The sequence below is a fragment of the Thioalkalivibrio sp. genome (assembly GCF_041685615.1).
GTDB lineage: Bacteria > Pseudomonadota > Gammaproteobacteria > Ectothiorhodospirales > Ectothiorhodospiraceae > Thioalkalivibrio.
In genome coordinates, this window is the sequence record NZ_JAWLFK010000033.1 from 1,624 (window position 1) to 16,245 (window position 14,622).

Annotated in this window: 15 protein-coding genes; 11 read left to right on the forward strand and 4 right to left on the reverse strand. The window is 66.9% G+C overall.

Translation table 11 applies throughout. The features are described 5' to 3' along the window. Positions 1–113: 113 nt before the first annotated feature. The 3 genes from ACESLR_RS07965 to ACESLR_RS07975 all read right to left on the reverse strand — a co-directional run bounded on the left by ACESLR_RS07965 (position 114) and on the right by ACESLR_RS07975 (position 2,726). A complete protein-coding gene (locus ACESLR_RS07965) occupies positions 114–1,619 on the reverse strand; it encodes a YifB family Mg chelatase-like AAA ATPase (RefSeq protein ID WP_373066986.1) in 1,506 nt (501 codons plus the stop codon). Between the two features lie 59 nt (positions 1,620–1,678). After that, positions 1,679–1,939: a ubiquinone biosynthesis accessory factor UbiK gene (gene ubiK / locus ACESLR_RS07970; protein ID WP_373025365.1), complete on the reverse strand. Its 261-nt coding sequence runs from the start codon at positions 1,937–1,939 to the stop codon at positions 1,679–1,681. Positions 1,940–2,003: 64 nt separating this feature from the next. Next, entirely contained in the window at positions 2,004–2,726 is a 723-nt protein-coding gene (locus tag ACESLR_RS07975) for a pteridine reductase (protein ID WP_373025387.1), read from the reverse strand. Between the two features lie 82 nt (positions 2,727–2,808). On the opposite strand from ACESLR_RS07975, the gene ACESLR_RS07980 reads away from it, so the two are divergent. Both ACESLR_RS07980 and tsaD read left to right on the forward strand, forming a co-directional pair. Next, positions 2,809–4,008, forward strand: a complete 1,200-nt coding sequence (locus ACESLR_RS07980; RefSeq protein ID WP_373025366.1) for a class I SAM-dependent methyltransferase — start codon at positions 2,809–2,811, stop codon at positions 4,006–4,008. A gap of 76 nt (positions 4,009–4,084) precedes the next feature. Continuing rightward, a complete protein-coding gene (gene tsaD / locus ACESLR_RS07985) occupies positions 4,085–5,110 on the forward strand; it encodes a tRNA (adenosine(37)-N6)-threonylcarbamoyltransferase complex transferase subunit TsaD (RefSeq protein ID WP_373025367.1) in 1,026 nt (341 codons plus the stop codon). 55 nt (positions 5,111–5,165) lie between these two features. Here the strand turns inward: tsaD and plsY are convergent, their stop codons facing one another. After that, positions 5,166–5,795, reverse strand: a complete 630-nt coding sequence (gene plsY / locus ACESLR_RS07990) for a glycerol-3-phosphate 1-O-acyltransferase PlsY (RefSeq protein ID WP_373054618.1) — start codon at positions 5,793–5,795, stop codon at positions 5,166–5,168. 47 nt (positions 5,796–5,842) lie between these two features. Between plsY and ACESLR_RS07995 the strand changes: the two genes are divergently transcribed. The 9 genes from ACESLR_RS07995 to ACESLR_RS08035 all read left to right on the forward strand — a co-directional run. Then, positions 5,843–6,667 carry an alpha/beta fold hydrolase gene (locus ACESLR_RS07995; protein ID WP_373025369.1) on the forward strand — a complete coding sequence of 275 codons (825 nt, stop codon included), beginning with the start codon at positions 5,843–5,845 and terminating at the stop codon, positions 6,665–6,667. Then, positions 6,664–7,536, forward strand: coding sequence for a malonyl-ACP O-methyltransferase BioC (gene bioC, locus ACESLR_RS08000; RefSeq protein WP_373025370.1), 873 nt, complete (start codon positions 6,664–6,666; stop codon positions 7,534–7,536). Before ACESLR_RS07995 ends, bioC begins: the two co-directional genes overlap by 4 nt. Positions 7,537–7,739: 203 nt before the next feature. Beyond that, a complete protein-coding gene (gene ccoN / locus ACESLR_RS08005) occupies positions 7,740–9,224 on the forward strand; it encodes a cytochrome-c oxidase, cbb3-type subunit I (protein WP_373066989.1) in 1,485 nt (494 codons plus the stop codon). 19 nt (positions 9,225–9,243) lie between these two features. Next, entirely contained in the window at positions 9,244–9,978 is a 735-nt protein-coding gene (gene ccoO, locus ACESLR_RS08010) for a cytochrome-c oxidase, cbb3-type subunit II (RefSeq protein WP_373025372.1), read from the forward strand. 18 nt (positions 9,979–9,996) lie between these two features. After that, positions 9,997–10,215: a cbb3-type cytochrome oxidase subunit 3 gene (locus ACESLR_RS08015; RefSeq protein ID WP_373025373.1), complete on the forward strand. Its 219-nt coding sequence runs from the start codon at positions 9,997–9,999 to the stop codon at positions 10,213–10,215. After that, positions 10,212–11,141 carry a cytochrome-c oxidase, cbb3-type subunit III gene (gene ccoP, locus ACESLR_RS08020; RefSeq protein ID WP_373025374.1) on the forward strand — a complete coding sequence of 310 codons (930 nt, stop codon included), beginning with the start codon at positions 10,212–10,214 and terminating at the stop codon, positions 11,139–11,141. Before ACESLR_RS08015 ends, ccoP begins: the two co-directional genes overlap by 4 nt. Positions 11,142–11,325: 184 nt before the next feature. Next, positions 11,326–12,726: a cytochrome c oxidase accessory protein CcoG gene (ccoG, locus tag ACESLR_RS08025; RefSeq protein ID WP_373025375.1), complete on the forward strand. Its 1,401-nt coding sequence runs from the start codon at positions 11,326–11,328 to the stop codon at positions 12,724–12,726. A 115-nt stretch (positions 12,727–12,841) separates the two neighbouring features. Beyond that, positions 12,842–13,675 (forward strand): FixH family protein, encoded by an 834-nt coding sequence (locus ACESLR_RS08030; protein WP_373025376.1) that lies wholly within the window; start codon positions 12,842–12,844, stop codon positions 13,673–13,675. Positions 13,676–13,692: 17 nt separating this feature from the next. After that, a partial coding sequence (locus ACESLR_RS08035; protein ID WP_373025377.1) for a heavy metal translocating P-type ATPase metal-binding domain-containing protein occupies positions 13,693–14,622 on the forward strand: 930 nt, incomplete at its 3' end.

The following is a 14,622-nucleotide window of genomic DNA, read 5'->3' on the forward strand; positions in this document are numbered from 1 at the left end:
GGACATCGCCGATCTGGCCGTGTACGTTGCGACCTTCGAAGACTGATCGTCGCGTCTCCGAGAGTTGCAAAGGCCCCGCCCGGGAAACCGGGCGGGGCCTTTTTTTTAGAGGATTACTGCGTACGCCAGTGATCCAGGGCGCGATAGCTGAGGGCCTCGGTCAGGTGCGGTGTGGCGATCTGTTCGGCGCCGTTCAGGTCCGCAATGCTGCGCGCGACGCGCAGGATGCGATGGTAGGCCCGCGCGGAAAGCCGGAAGCGTTCCGCCGCCTTGTCGAGCAGCTGGCGGTCCTTGGCCGCGAGTGCTGCGTGCCGGTCGAGGCCTGTGCCATCGAGCGCACTGTTGAGCCCGTCCTGTCGCGCGTGCTGTAGGTTTCGTGCCCGGACCACGCGTGCTGCAACCGCTGCGGATCCTTCGGCCGGATCGCCCGTGGCCGCCAGGTCCGCCGGGGGAATCCGGGGGACCTCGATGACGAGGTCGATCCGGTCCAGGAGTGGCGCGGACAGACGCTTTCGATGGCGGGCCCGCTGTTCCGGTGTGCATTCGCAGCGTTCGGCCAGGTCGCAGTCGAAGCCCTGGGGACAGGGGTTCATCGCGCCGACGAGCTGGAAGCGTGCCGGAAACTCGGCCTGGCGGGCGGCGCGCGAGATGTGGATGACGCCGGTCTCCAGCGGTTCGCGCAGTACATCCAGCACCGACCGGGCGAATTCGGTCAGCTCATCCAGGAACAGCACCCCCTGGTGTGCCAGCGAGATCTCGCCCGGGCGGGGCGTGCTGCCGCCGCCGACCAGCGCGACGCCCGAGGCGGTGTGGTGGGGCGAGCGGAAGGGGCGTGCGCGCCAGTCCCCGCGCAGGTGGGCACTGCCGCGCAGGCTGTGGATCGCAGCCGTTTCCAGTGCCTCGGCCTCTTCCATGGGCGGCAGGATGCCCGGGATGCGGGCCGCCAGCATCGACTTGCCACTGCCGGGCGGCCCGACCATCAACAGATGGTGCCCGCCGGCGGCCGCGATCTCCAGCGCCCGGCGTGCCTGGTGCTGGCCGCGTACGTCCGCGAGGTCCGGGTGCATCGGCGGAGCGCGTTCGGGCGGATGGGCGGGCGTCAGGCCGTCGCGCCCGGAAAGGGCGGCGCACACCGCGGTCAGATGCGACCCGGTAAGGACCCGGGCGCGGCTTGCCAGGGAGGCTTCTGGCCCGTCGTCCGGGCTAACCACCAGGGTGCGTTCGGCATCCGCCGCGGCGATCCCGGCCGCGAGGGTGCTCCCCACGGGGCGCAGCTGACCGTCGAGGCCGAGCTCGCCCAGGAATTCGTGGCGGGCCAGGGCCTCGGCCGGGATCTGCTGGCTGGCGGCCAGAATACCCAGGGCGATACCGAGGTCGAAGCGGCCGCCGTCCTTGGGCAGGTCGGCGGGGGCCAGGTTGACGGTGATGCGGCGCCGAGGGAATTCGAAACCGCTGGTCTGGATCGCGGCGCGCACGCGGTCACGGCTCTCGCGCACTGCGGCCTCGGGCAGGCCGACGATCTGGAAGGCCGGGAGGCCGTTGGCCAGGTGGGTCTCGATGGTTACCAGCGGGGCATGGATGCCGTCGATGGCGCGGGCGTAGGCGATGGTGACGGGCATCCTTGCCCCTCCGTCTGGGCGCCGGGCGTCCGTGCCCGGCGGGTGGATTCATGGGGTGGTTACTGCCCGGATTCGTCGCTCGGGCGGTCTTCCAGCGCGGCGACGCGCGCTTCCAGTTCCGCCAGGCGTTCGCGGGTGCGTTCCAGCAGGGCAACCTGGATGTCGAAGTCCTCGCGGGTGACTAGGTCCATGCGCTCGAAGCCGCTTTGCAGCGTCGAGCGGACTTGGCGCTGAACGTCTTCCTGCATGTGGCGCACCGACTCCGGCAGGCTATCCGTGATGCGGCGGGCGAGATCGTCGAAGCGTTTGGAATCGATCATGCGGTGGTCTCCTGGCGCGTGTGCTTGGTCGGGTTCAGTGTAGCGCGGCTGACGGGGTGCGCGGCTACTGTGATGCCGAACGCCCGCCGTCCACCGGGATCACCTGTCCGGTGATGTAAGGCGCGTCCAGGAGCAGGAACCGTACGGTACGCGCGATGTCGTCCGGGCGGCCCTCGCGCTTGAGCGCGGTGCGTTCGATCATCGCCTCGTGGGTGCCGGCGTTTTCCGCGTCCTCGGGGGCGAGAATCGCCCCCGGGGCGACGCCGTTGATCCGTACGCCCGGTCCCAGTTCGCGGGCGTAGGCCTGGGTGAGGGCCCACAGCCCGGCCTTGGCTGCCGAGTACACCGGGTAGCCCTTCAGCGGGCGCAGGGCGTGGATGTCGACGATGTTCACGACTGCGCCCTGCGCCCGCTGAAGGGCCGGGTTGCAGGCCTGGGTGAGGAAGGTCGGGGCCTTCAGGTTGGAGCCGATCAGGTCGTCCCAGGCTTGTTGGGTGATCGCGCCCACGGCGGTTGGATAGAAGGTCGAGGCGTTGTTGACCAGAAAGTCCAGACGGGCCCACGCCCCCTCGGCCTCGCGGGCCAGGCGTTCGATGCCCTCGGGGTCGAGCAGATCGGCATGCAGGGTGCGGGCGCTGTCGGGGCGCTTGGCATTTAGCTCGGAGGCGAGTGCCGCGGCGTCCGCGGGCGACCCGCGGTAGTGGATGAGGACCCGCAATCCGGCGGCGTGCAGATGCCGGGCGATGGTGGCGCCGACCCGTCGTGCGGCCCCGGTGACCAGTGCCACCCGTGCCGGGCCGGAAGCCGTGTCCATGCTGTCGGATTGTCCCTGCGCCACGTCTGCCCCCGGGTTGGTACCATGCGTCGCCATGATGCCGCCGAAACCTAGCACAAACACCGCGGACGATCCGGTTGCCCGGGAGATCGCCGCGCGTCTGCGCGTTTACCTGCAAGAGAGTGTCGCCGCGGGCGAGGGGTTCCTTCCGTTCGTCGACTATATGCAGGCGGCGCTGTACGCGCCGGGAGTGGGCTATTACGTGAATGGTGCCCACAAGCTGGGTGAAGGCGGGGACTTCGTCACGGCGCCGGAGCTCTCGCCGCTGTTCGGCGAGACCCTGGCTACCTGGCTGGCTCCGGTCCTGCGCGATGACCTTGGCGGCAGCGGAACGCTGCTGGAGTTCGGCGCCGGCAGTGGGCGTTTGGCGGGGGACGTGATCACGACCCTGCGCGATCTGGGGGTCGAGTGGGAGCGCTACTGGATCATCGAAGTCAGCCCGGACCTGCGGGCTCGGCAGCAGGCCTGTCTCGAGACCGCGCTGGAGCCGGCGGAATACCGGCGTGTGGCATGGCTGGACTCCCTCCCCGAGGCCCCGTTGCGCGGTGTGGTGCTGGCCAACGAGGTGCTGGATGCCCTGCCCGTGGAACTCTTCCGCTGGCGCGAGGGCCGGGTTTGGCAGGTCGGAGTCACGACTCGTGCCGACGGCGCGCTGACCCTGGCCGAGCGCGAGGCGCCGCCCGCCCTTGCCGGGCCGGTGAAACGGCTGGCGGCCGAATACGGTCCGTGGCCCGAGGGCTACCTGTCCGAGTGGCGCCCGGCACAGGCGGCGTGGGTAACCGCGCTGGCCGATGTCCTCGAGCAGGGGGTGGCCGTGCTCGTGGATTATGGCTTCCCCCGTAACGCATACTACGCGCCGGAGCGTCACCAGGGGACGCTAGTCGGCTATTACCGCCAGCAGATGATCCAGGATCCGCTGGCCCACCCGGGACTGATGGACCTGACCGCGAGCGTGGATTTCACCGGGGTGGCCGAGGCCGCGGATGCCGCGGGCCTCGATGTGCTGGCCTATGCCGGGCAGGGCGAGTTCCTGCTGGGGGCCGGGTTGCCGCAGCGCTTCGAGGCGCGGGTGGGAAATGGCGAGGATGCCCGTCTGACCATGCAGGCGGCGCAGGCCGTGCGCATGCTGACACTGCCGGGCGAGATGGGCGAGCGCTTCCAGGTCATGGCGCTGGGTCGCGGTTGTGCGCACCTGTCGCTGGATGGAATCCCGGACCGCCGGGGGCGCCTGTGATGTCCGCATCCGGTCTTATGGCGCGGCGGATCCGGGGCTGTTTGGTGCAGCCCCCGAAACGGGGCATGCTGGCGTCATGAAAGTACTGGGTATCGAGACCTCCTGTGACGAGACGGGCGTGGCGCTGATCGACGCCGAGCAGGGCCTGCTTGCGCATCGGTTGTACAGCCAGACGGACCTGCACGCGGTCTACGGCGGCGTGGTGCCGGAACTGGCGTCACGCGACCACATCCGGCGACTCCTCCCGCTGGTGCGCACGGTACTGGAGGAGGCGGACGTGGACGGGCACGACCTGGATGCGGTCGCCTATACCGGTGGACCGGGGCTGCTGGGGGCGTTGTTGACCGGGGCCTCGGTGGCGCGCGCCCTCGCCTGGGGCTGGGACATCCCGGCGCTGGCGGTCCATCACCTGGAGGGGCATCTGCTGGCACCGTTCCTGGAGGATACCGGACTCGATTTCCCGTTCCTGGTGTTGCAGGTCTCCGGCGGGCACACCCAGTTGATCCATGCGCGGGCCCTGGGCGACTACGACCTGCTTGGCGAGAGCATCGACGACGCCGCCGGCGAGGCGTTTGACAAGACGGCCAAGCTGCTGGGGCTGGGCTATCCCGGCGGTCCGGCGCTGGCGCGTCTGGCCGAACGGGGCGAGCCGGATGCCCTTCGTCTGCCGCGCCCGATGCTCGACCGCCCCGGGCTGGACATGAGTTTTTCCGGCCTGAAGACGGCGGTTCTGACCGCGCTGAAGAAGCAGGTCTACCGCCCGGAGGATGTCGCCCGTGCCTTCGAGGAGGCAGTGACTGACACCCTGGTGGAAAAGACCCGGCGCGGCCTGGAGCAGACCGGGGCCCCGGCGCTGGTGGTCGCTGGCGGCGTGGCCGCCAACACGACATTGCGCGCCGGGCTCGAGGCCATGGCGCAGCGCCAGGGGGTGCCGGTGTACTTCCCGCGCCCCGAGTTCTGCACCGACAATGGCGCGATGATTGCGCTGGCCGGACTGCGCCGGCTGCAGGCCGGGGCTGGCACAGGTAGTGGGGCGCCGGTGGTCGCGGCGCGGGCACGCTGGCCCCTGTCCGAGTTGGGACCGCCGGCGGCCCCGGGTTGAAGCGGCCCACGCACCGGTCCGCGAATTCGCAGACCGGTGCGCGGGCCCGCAGGGTTCAGTCGGAGGAGTTTTCCTGCGAGGGCTGCGAGGCCTTGTCCTTCTGGCCGATCCGCGATTCCTCGCCGCGCATCAGGCGGCGGATGTTGCTGTCGTGGCGGATGAACAGGACCACGCTCATCAGGGCCACCGCGGCACTGAGCCAGTGGTCCATGCCCAGCGCCACCGTGTAGACCGGGGCCATGCCCGCGGCCACCAGGGCAGCCAGCGACGAGTAGCGCCAGATAGCGGCGACGACGAGCCAGGTCAGCAGGACCAGTCCGCCGACCAGTGGGCTGATCGCGAGCATCACGCCCAGCGCGGTGGCCACGCCCTTGCCACCCTGGAAACGGTAGTAGACCGGAAAGACGTGCCCGAGGAAGGCGGCCAGGCCGATCAGGCCGATCGCCCAGCCGGGGAACAGGTCCAGTTGCAGGGTGACGAATACGGGTAGCCAGCCCTTGCCGACGTCCCCGAGGAGCGTGATGATGGCCGCCTTCTTGCCGCCCGCGCGCAGGACATTGGTCGCGCCAGGGTTCTTCGAGCCGGTGGTGCGCGGGTCCGGCAGCCGCAGCAGCTTGCTGACCAGAATGGCTGTGGAAAGCGATCCCAGCAGATACGCGATGATGATGCCGATTGTAATTGCCATGTGCGGTCAGCCTGCCTGCGCGGGTGAGCGAAAGGGTGCGGCCGCATATGATACGCAAGCCGGTGGTTGCCGTTCAGGGCGCTGACATGAGTAGGGCGGACCCCGCGGCCTGTGCCCCGACGCTGGTGCTGCTGCACGGCTGGGGCTTTTCCGGCAAGGTCTGGGCGCCGTTGCGGGAGGCCCTCCCGCCCGCAACGGCGGTGTTGACGCCGGATCTGCCCGGCCATGGCGGCGCCGGTGGTGGCGCGACGCTGGCAGATGCCGAGCGCACGGCAGCGGCGCTGATCGCCCGGCTGCCCGCGGGCGTCGAGTGCCCGGTCTGGGCGGGCTGGTCCCTGGGCGGCCTGGTCGCGCTCGCGGCCGCGCGCCAGTGGTCCGGCCCGCAGGGCGTGATGCTGATCGGGGGCACGCCGAAGTTCACCCGGGGCGACGACTGGCCGGCTGCCCTGCCGGGGGGCGAGCTGGAGGATTTCCGGGCCGCCCTGGAGGGCGACCGGCCACGGCTGGACCGGCGCCTGGCCATGCTCTGTGCCCGCGGCAGTACCGATGCGGCCTCGCTGGCCCGCGAGCTGGCGGCGCAGCTGCAGGTGGCTCCGGCGGCGCTGGAGGGGTTGGAGGCCGGGCTGGACCTGTTGCAGACCGCCGACCTGCGCGGGGCGTGGGCCGGCCTGCGGGCGCCGGCGGCACTCTGGCTGGAGCCGGCGGACGCGCTGGTGCCCTCCGCCGTGGAGGCGTATTTGTGTGCCTTGCGGCCCGATTGTCGGGTGGGGCGGGGTGCGGGTGGCCACGCGGACTGGCTTGTACGCCCGGCGCCACTCGCCACCTTTGTTTCCGAGTTCCTGAATCAGTGCAGTACTGGGGAGTGCGCATGAGCCGACCGGACAGCTTCGATCTCGACAAGCTGCGCGTCCGCGAGGCCTTCGCCCGTGCGGCGGCCACCTACGAGGAGCATGCGGTCCTGCAGCGCGAGGTGCAGGAGCGGATGCTGGGGCGGCTGGACTGGATCCGCTTGCAGCCGGAACGCATCGTGGATCTGGGCTGTGGCATCGGCGAGGCCCTCGATCACCTGAGCCGTCGCTACCGCAGTGCGCGTCTCGCGGGCGTCGACTTCGCCCCGGCGATGGTGGCGCGGGCCCGCCGCCGCGGGCGCTGGCTGCGCCGGCCGCAGGTGGTCTGCGGTGATCTGGAGGCCCTGCCGCTGGCCGAGCAGTCGTTCGACCTGGCGGTCTCCAGCTCGGCTTTGCAGTGGTGCAGCGACCTGGACCAGGCGTTCTCCGAGGTCCGGCGCATCCTGCGCCCGGGCGGGTTGTGGATGTTCACCACCTTCGGCCCCGATACCCTGCGCGAGCTGCGCGCCGCGTTCGCGGCGGTGGATGGCGGTGCCGCGGCGCACGTCAACGCCTTCATGGACATGCACGACATCGGCGATGCCCTGGTCCGGGCCGGGTTTGCCGACCCGGTCATGGACCAGGAGGCCCTGACCCTGACCTACCCCGACCTGACCGGACTGATCCGCGATCTGCGCGGGGTGGGGGTGCGCAACGCCCTGTCGGGTCGCTCGTCCGGACTGTTCGGGCCGCGGCGCCTGATTGCCGTCGCCGAGGCCTATGCGCGCGAGTTCGGTGTGGAGGGGCGCCTGCCCGCGACCTGGGAGGTCGTGTACGGCCATGCCTGGGTGCCGGACGCGCCGCCGCCGTCGCGGCCGCAGGGGCGTGTGATCCCCGTCCAGCCGGTTCGTTGACATGGATCAATGAATTCGCCACTGCGCCCTCGCGGGCGAGCAAGCCGAAGATGTATTCTTGTAGCGGGCGAAAGTTCCGCCGATTGCGCTGAATATCCGAGTGAAGCAGGCGGTATTGGTTTTTTGTGGGCCCGGAATGGGGTAGAGTTCACGCCCCCGAACCATCGGGACATCCGTGTTCCCCGCAGCAAGGTGGAAAAGTCATGTCACAAGCAGCCACTACGGCGGGTGCCGCACCCGCAGCGTCAGTCGCGACTTCCGAGCAGTACAACTACGCGATTATCAAGCGTTTTGCCATCGCCGCCGTCCTCTGGGGTGTGTTCGGTATGGCGGCCGGTGTCTGGATCGCCTCGCAGCTGGCGTTCCCGTTCCTGAACTTCGATATCGCGCAGATCACCTTCGGGCGCTTCCGTCCGGTCCACACCACGGCCGTGATCTTCGGTTTCGGGGGTAATGCGCTGTTCGCCACCTCGTATTACGTGGTGCAGCGGACCTGTCAGACGCGCCTGTGGGGCGACTCCTTGGCGAGCTTCACCTTCTACGGGTGGAACCTGGCGCTGATCCTCGGCGTAATCACCTACACGATGGGGATCACCCAGGGACGCGAGTACGCCGAGTTCAACTGGCAGGTCGACCTGATCATCCTGGTGACCTGGGTCGCCTACTTCGTCATCTATCTGATGACCCTGCTGCGCCGGAACCAGCCGCACATCTATGTGGCCAACTGGTTCTTCATGTCGTTCATACTTGCGACCGCGCTGCTGCACGTCTTCAACAACATCCAGGTCCCGGTCGGTCTGTTCAGCCCGTATTCCTACTCGGTCTTCTCCGGGGTGCAGGATGCGATGACCCAGTGGTGGTATGGCCACAACGCGGTGGGCTTCTTCCTGACCGCGGCCTTCCTCGGGATGATGTACTACTTCGTGCCGAAGCAGGCCGGTCGTCCCATCTACTCGTACAAGCTGTCCATTATCCACTTCTGGGCGCTGATCTTCCTGTACATGTGGGTGGGTGCGCACCACCTGCACTGGACGGCCCTTCCGGACTGGGTCTCCACTCTGGCGGCGACCTTCTCCATCCTCCTGCTGCTGCCCTCCTGGGGCGGGATGATCAACGGCATCATGACCCTATCGGGTGCCTGGGACAAACTGCGTACCGACCCGATCATGCTGTTCCTGATCACCGCGCTGGCGTTCTATGGCATGTCGACCTTCGAGGGCCCGATGATGTCGCTGAAGAGCGTGAACGCGCTGTCGCACTACACCGACTGGACCGTGGGCCACGTGCACTCCGGTGCGCTGGGTTGGGTGGCGATGATTTCCTTCGGTTCCCTGTACCATCTGATCCCGCGCCTGTGGAACGTAAACCTGTTCAGCCTGAAGCTGGTGTATGTGCACTTCTTCCTCGCGACCATCGGGATCGTGCTCTACATCACCGCGATGTGGGTGGCCGGAATCGGTCAGGGCCTGATGCTGCGTGCCTTCGACCAGTACGGGAATCTTGCCTACACCTTCACCGAGTCGGTGGTGTTCCTGCATAAGCCGTACGTGGTGCGCGCCATCGGTGGCGGGTTCTTCCTGGCCGGCATGCTGATCATGGCGTTCAATGTCGCGATGACCGTTCGCTCGGGCATCAAGGCCGAGGCCCGCGAGGCCGAGGCCGCGTCCGCCGAAGCCCGCACGGCCTGATTAGGGAGAGACTAGATCCATGAAGCATGAAAGCGTTGAAACCAATGCCGGCCTGCTGATCATCCTGACCCTTGCGGTGATCAGTGTTGGCGGACTGGTCGAGATCGTGCCGCTGTTCTACATCGACGACACGATCGAGGAAGTGGATGGCGTACGCCCGTACACCCCGCTGGAACAGCGCGGCCGAGACATCTACGTCCGCGAGGGGTGTTACACCTGCCACTCGCAGATGGTCCGCCCGTTCCGTGACGAGATGCTGCGGTATGGCCACTACTCCCTGGCGGCCGAGTCGCAGTACGACCATCCGTTCCAGTGGGGCTCCAAACGCACGGGCCCGGACCTGGCGCGTGTGGGGGGCAAGTATTCCAACGAGTGGCAGGTCCAGCACCTGATCAATCCGCAATCGCTGGTGCCGGAATCGATCATGCCGAGCTACCCCTGGCTGGCGGAGACCCCGCTCGACTATTCCGACGTGGATAGCCGGATGATCGCGCTGAAGCGGGTCGGTGTGCCGTATTCGCTCACCGACGAGGAATACGAGGCCAACGTCGAAAAGTTCGGCGCAGAACAGGCTCGGATGCTGGATATTCGCGATGCCGAGGACAACCTGGTTGCCCAGGCGCAGGACGAGAACTTCGACGGTAACGCCGGGACCATCACCGAGATGGACGCCATCGTCGCCTATCTCCAGGTCCTTGGGACCATGGTCGACTTCAGCGACTACGACGACGGGCACTTTGCCGAATTCCGGTAAGGAGGAACGGGCACCAGGATGACCGGGATGTGGGAATGGATCACGGACATGGGCAACAGCAAGATCGTCGCCCTGTTGCTCTTCATGGGCACGTTTATCGGCGTCGTGATCTTCCTGTTTTCCAATCGGCGGCGCGCCCGGAAGTTCGAGACGTATCGCTACATTCCTCTGGACGACGATGATTCACACCGGGAGCCCGTGGCCCGGCGTGACAAAACCAAGAGTGACGAGCAATGAGCACACAGGACAACCGTGAAAAGGACCCGAACCAGGTCGAGACCACCGGGCACGTCTGGGACGGCAACCTTCAGGAATACAACAACCCGCTCCCGCGCTGGTGGCTGTGGGGCTTCTACGCCACGATCGTGTTCGCGGTGGTGTACTGGCTGATCTACCCGGCATGGCCGATCGGCGACGGCTTTACCAAGGGCTTCAACACGATCACTTTCGAGCAGGGAGAGGAAGAGCGCACCATGCACTGGAACACCCGTGCACTGCTGGCGAAGGATATGCAGACCGGTGCCTACGCCGTTCGTCAGCGGGAGATGCTCGAGCAGGTCACTGCCCAGAATTACGAGACCATCCTGGAAGACGCCGAGAGCATGAGCTTCGTCAACGCCTATGCCCAGGGTTCCTTCGGTACCTGGTGTGCAGCCTGCCATCAGGTTGGCGGTGGTGGCGTCGTCAGCCAGTACCCGAACCTGCGTGATGACCACTGGCTTTGGGGAGGCGAGGTCGATCAGATCGAGGAAACCCTGCGGCAAGGGCGGCTCGGCTACATGCCCGGCTATCGTGACACTCTCGACGACGAACAGCTGGACCAGGTCGCCGCCTACGTACTGTCACTGAACGACTACGATGTCGACGAGGACGCCGCGGATGCCGGACAGCGTATCTTCACGGGCTCCGATGGTGGCTGCTTCCAGTGCCACGGGATGGACGCCCAGGGCCGTACCTCCCAGGGCGCGCCGAATCTGACCAACGACATCTGGGGTCTGGTGGACGTGCGCAGTGCCGAAAGTGACAGTGAACGTCAGCGCCTGGTCGCCAACTTCGTGCGCAACGGTGCCCAGCGCGAGATGCCCGCCTTCGCCAGTCGTCTGTCGGATGCGGAGATCAAGATGCTCACCGCCTACGTCTACTCGCTCGGCGGGGGGCAGTAGTCCGGCGCTGCATCATCGGGTGACCGCCGGGGCCGGCGGCTCGCCGGAACCGCTTCTACACAGGGGTGCCCGCCGGGTTTCTTGACGCCCGAGGGCACCCCTGTTTGTTTGGATTGAACTTTATTCGAGGGTAGAACGGCGATCCTGCCGGCGCCCTCTGCCGGATACCCTCCGGGAGGATTCGATGTCCGAGGCCCAGCCGTTGTACGAGGCGCGTATCCCGATCCACCCGCGATCGGTCAAGGGACGCTTTCGCAACTTGAAAACGGGCATCCTCCTGTTGGCCTACGGGGTCTTCTTCGGCCTGCCGTGGATTCGCTGGGAGCGCGAGTACGGTCCGAACCAGGCCGTCCTGTTTGATATACCCGCGCGCGAGTTCCACATCTTCGACCTCGTGGTCTATCCCCAGAATATCTTCTGGCTGGCGGGATTCCTGGTGCTGGCCGCCTTGCTCCTGTTCTTTGTGACCGGTGTGGCGGGGCGCGTGTTTTGTGGCTATTTCTGCTTCCAGACGCTGTGGACCGACGTCTTCATGTGGCTGGAGCGCAAGATTCAGGGAGAGCGCCCCGCGCGCCTGCGCCTGGCCAAGCAACCGTGGAATGGCGAAAAGTTCTTGAAGTACGGGCTGACTCACCTCTCCTGGCTTCTGGTCGCGTTTTCCACTGGCCTGGGTTTTGTCCTGTACTGGGGCAGCGCCCCGACCATCGTGGCCGATTTCTTTACCGGTCAGGCGGTCTATGCCGCGTACGTCACCACCGGGATCCTCACCGCCACGACCTACACCTTCGCCGGACTGGCGCGTGAACAGGTCTGCACGTTCATGTGCCCCTATGCCCGCTTTCAAAGCGTCATGTTCGATCGCGACACCATGATCGTCTCCTATGACGAGGCGCGGGGCGAGGGCACCGCCGGACGTGCCAAGGTCAAGGCTGGCCTGAAAACGCGCGAGGAACGCCAGGCCGCCGGAGTGGGTGACTGCATCGATTGCGGCTACTGTGTCCAGGTCTGCCCGACCGGGATCGATATTCGCGACGGCCTGCAGTTCCAGTGTATCCACTGTGCGCTTTGCATCGATGCATGCGACACCATCATGGACAAGCAGGGCTGGCCGCGCGGGCTGATCGCGTACACCTCCGAGCGCGAGCAGGAGGGCGGAAAGACCCGCTTTTTGAGGGGCAAGACCCTTGGCTACGGCGCCGCGGTACTCGTCGTGATCGTCGCCCTGGCCGGAAGCATTCTCGGCCGGGCACCGGTGGACGCCAACGTCAATCAGGTGCGCCAGCCCCTTTACGTCCAGATGTCGGACGGTCGAATCCAGAATGGCTACGAGATCCGCTTGAACAACACGGCCGATCGAGAACTCGACTTCGATATTGCCCTGGCGGGTCTTGAGGGTGCGGATCTGGATCTGGGCCAGGTCGAGCACATACGCCTGGAGCCCGGGGATCGGGTGACCGTGGCGGTCCGCGTCCGCTACGACGTGCCTGCGGATGCCCCGTCGCCGCAGCCCTTCCGTTTCGTAATAACCGACCGAGACGGTCACATCGAGCCACTCGAAGTGACCTCGCAGTTCAGTCATCGGTAGCGCGCGGTTCGGCGCCGTTGCCGTCGAGAGAGAAACAGTAATCGCGCTGCCGGAACTCGCGCGGCGCCCTGCAAGCGCCTAGCTTGCGAACACGCAGGAAAACGAAGAAATCGTCATGAGCAATCTCGTCATCACCCTCGGCGCAGGCACCGCGGCCTTGGCCCTGCTGTTTGCGCTGATCTACCGCTTCACGCGGCTGAAGGCGTACAGCACGTCGGCCGTCGTGGTCGCGATTATGCTGTTCCTGTTTATCCCCTACTCGATTCTGGCCTGGCAGGGGGCCGATGTCTTCGCTATCCATCTGGCTCTTTATGTCATCGTGCCGTATGGGTTGGGTATTGTCTTTACGCAGAAGGAAGCGGAGGTCGAGAATGGAGGCAAGGCCAAGATCGGGCGCCTGCACTGGGCCCCGATGGTGCTGGTGGGCTTTTTCATCATCGTGGCCTCGGCCCAGGCGATCCTGATCACGCTGGCCCAAAACGGGATGCCGCAGCAGTTCATCGGCACGATCCTGCCGGAGCCGGAAAACCGGACGCAGCAGGTGACGTCTGCCTTCCCGGGGACGGTGGCTGGCATGGAGAGCCGCAAGCAGGCGCTGGCCGTGCACCGGGTGTCCGAGCTTCAGGCCCAGCGCGAAAAGGGGTGGCAGGTCCGACAGGGCTGGGTGGAGCGTCCCACCGAGGGCGAGACCGCGATCCTGCAGGTCGAGGTGCGGGATGCCGACGGCGTGCCCATTGACGACGCGACTATTCGCGGGATGTTCATGTGGTTGGCGGATGAGCGCCGCGACCAGGGCTTCGAGATGCAGACCATGGGCGACGGGCTGTACCAGGCCGAGGTCGCGTTGCCGGCCCCGGGTCGCTGGGATCTGCGGTTCCAGATCCAGCGCGACGGGCAGTTGCTGGAGCAGCAGGCCCGTACCCGCGTGCGTAGCGCCCAGTCCGGTTAATCCTCTCCGACCTCGCCGTGGCGCTCGCGTCCGATTCGCAGGGCCCGGCATCGTCTGCGGCCCACACCCGCTGTTTCCACTGCGGCTTGGATGTGCCCGACGGCGCCCGCTATCCGGTCACCTTCGAGGGCCGGGAGGAACCCACCTGTTGCCCCGGCTGCCAGGCTGTGGCCGGCGCGATCATCGAACATGGCTTGGGCGCCTATTACCATCACCGTGATGCGGCCCCGGCGGAAAGCGGCCATCCCCTGATCCCCGAAGAACTCCGCGAGCTCGAACTGTTCGATCACCCCGGCGTGCAGCAGCAATTCGTGGCGTCCGCGGGCGACGGCGGTAACCGGCGCGAAGCCGCCCTGATGCTCGAGGGCATCACCTGTGCGGCCTGCGTCTGGCTCAACGAACGCCATGTCCAGGCGCTCCCGGGGGTGGAGAGCTTCCGCGTGAACTATTCCACCCATCGCGCGCAGGTGGTGTGGGATCCGGAACGGATCGCCCTGTCCGACATCCTCAAGGCGATCCGCGATATCGGCTACCACGCCCATCCCTACGACCCGGGTACCCGGGAACAGGCGATCGCGCGCGAACGGGGACTGGCACTGCGCCGCATCGCCGTGGCCGCACTGGGGATGATGCAGGTGATGATGCTGGCCGTGGCCCTCTGGCTGGGCGCGGAGGACACCGAACACGAGGACCTGCTCCAGTTCATGCGCTGGGTCGCGGCGGCCCTGACCACACCGGTGGTGCTGTATTCCGCGATCCCGTTCTACCAGAGTGCCTGGCGCGACCTGCGCCACTGGCAGCTCGGCATGGATGTACCCGTCAGCCTGGCCATCATCGTCACCTACCTGGCCAGCCTCTACGCGGTCATCCTCGGGACCGGCGAGCACGTCTATTTCGAGTCGGTCGTGATGTTCGTCTTCTTCCTGCTGACCAGTCGCTACCTGGAG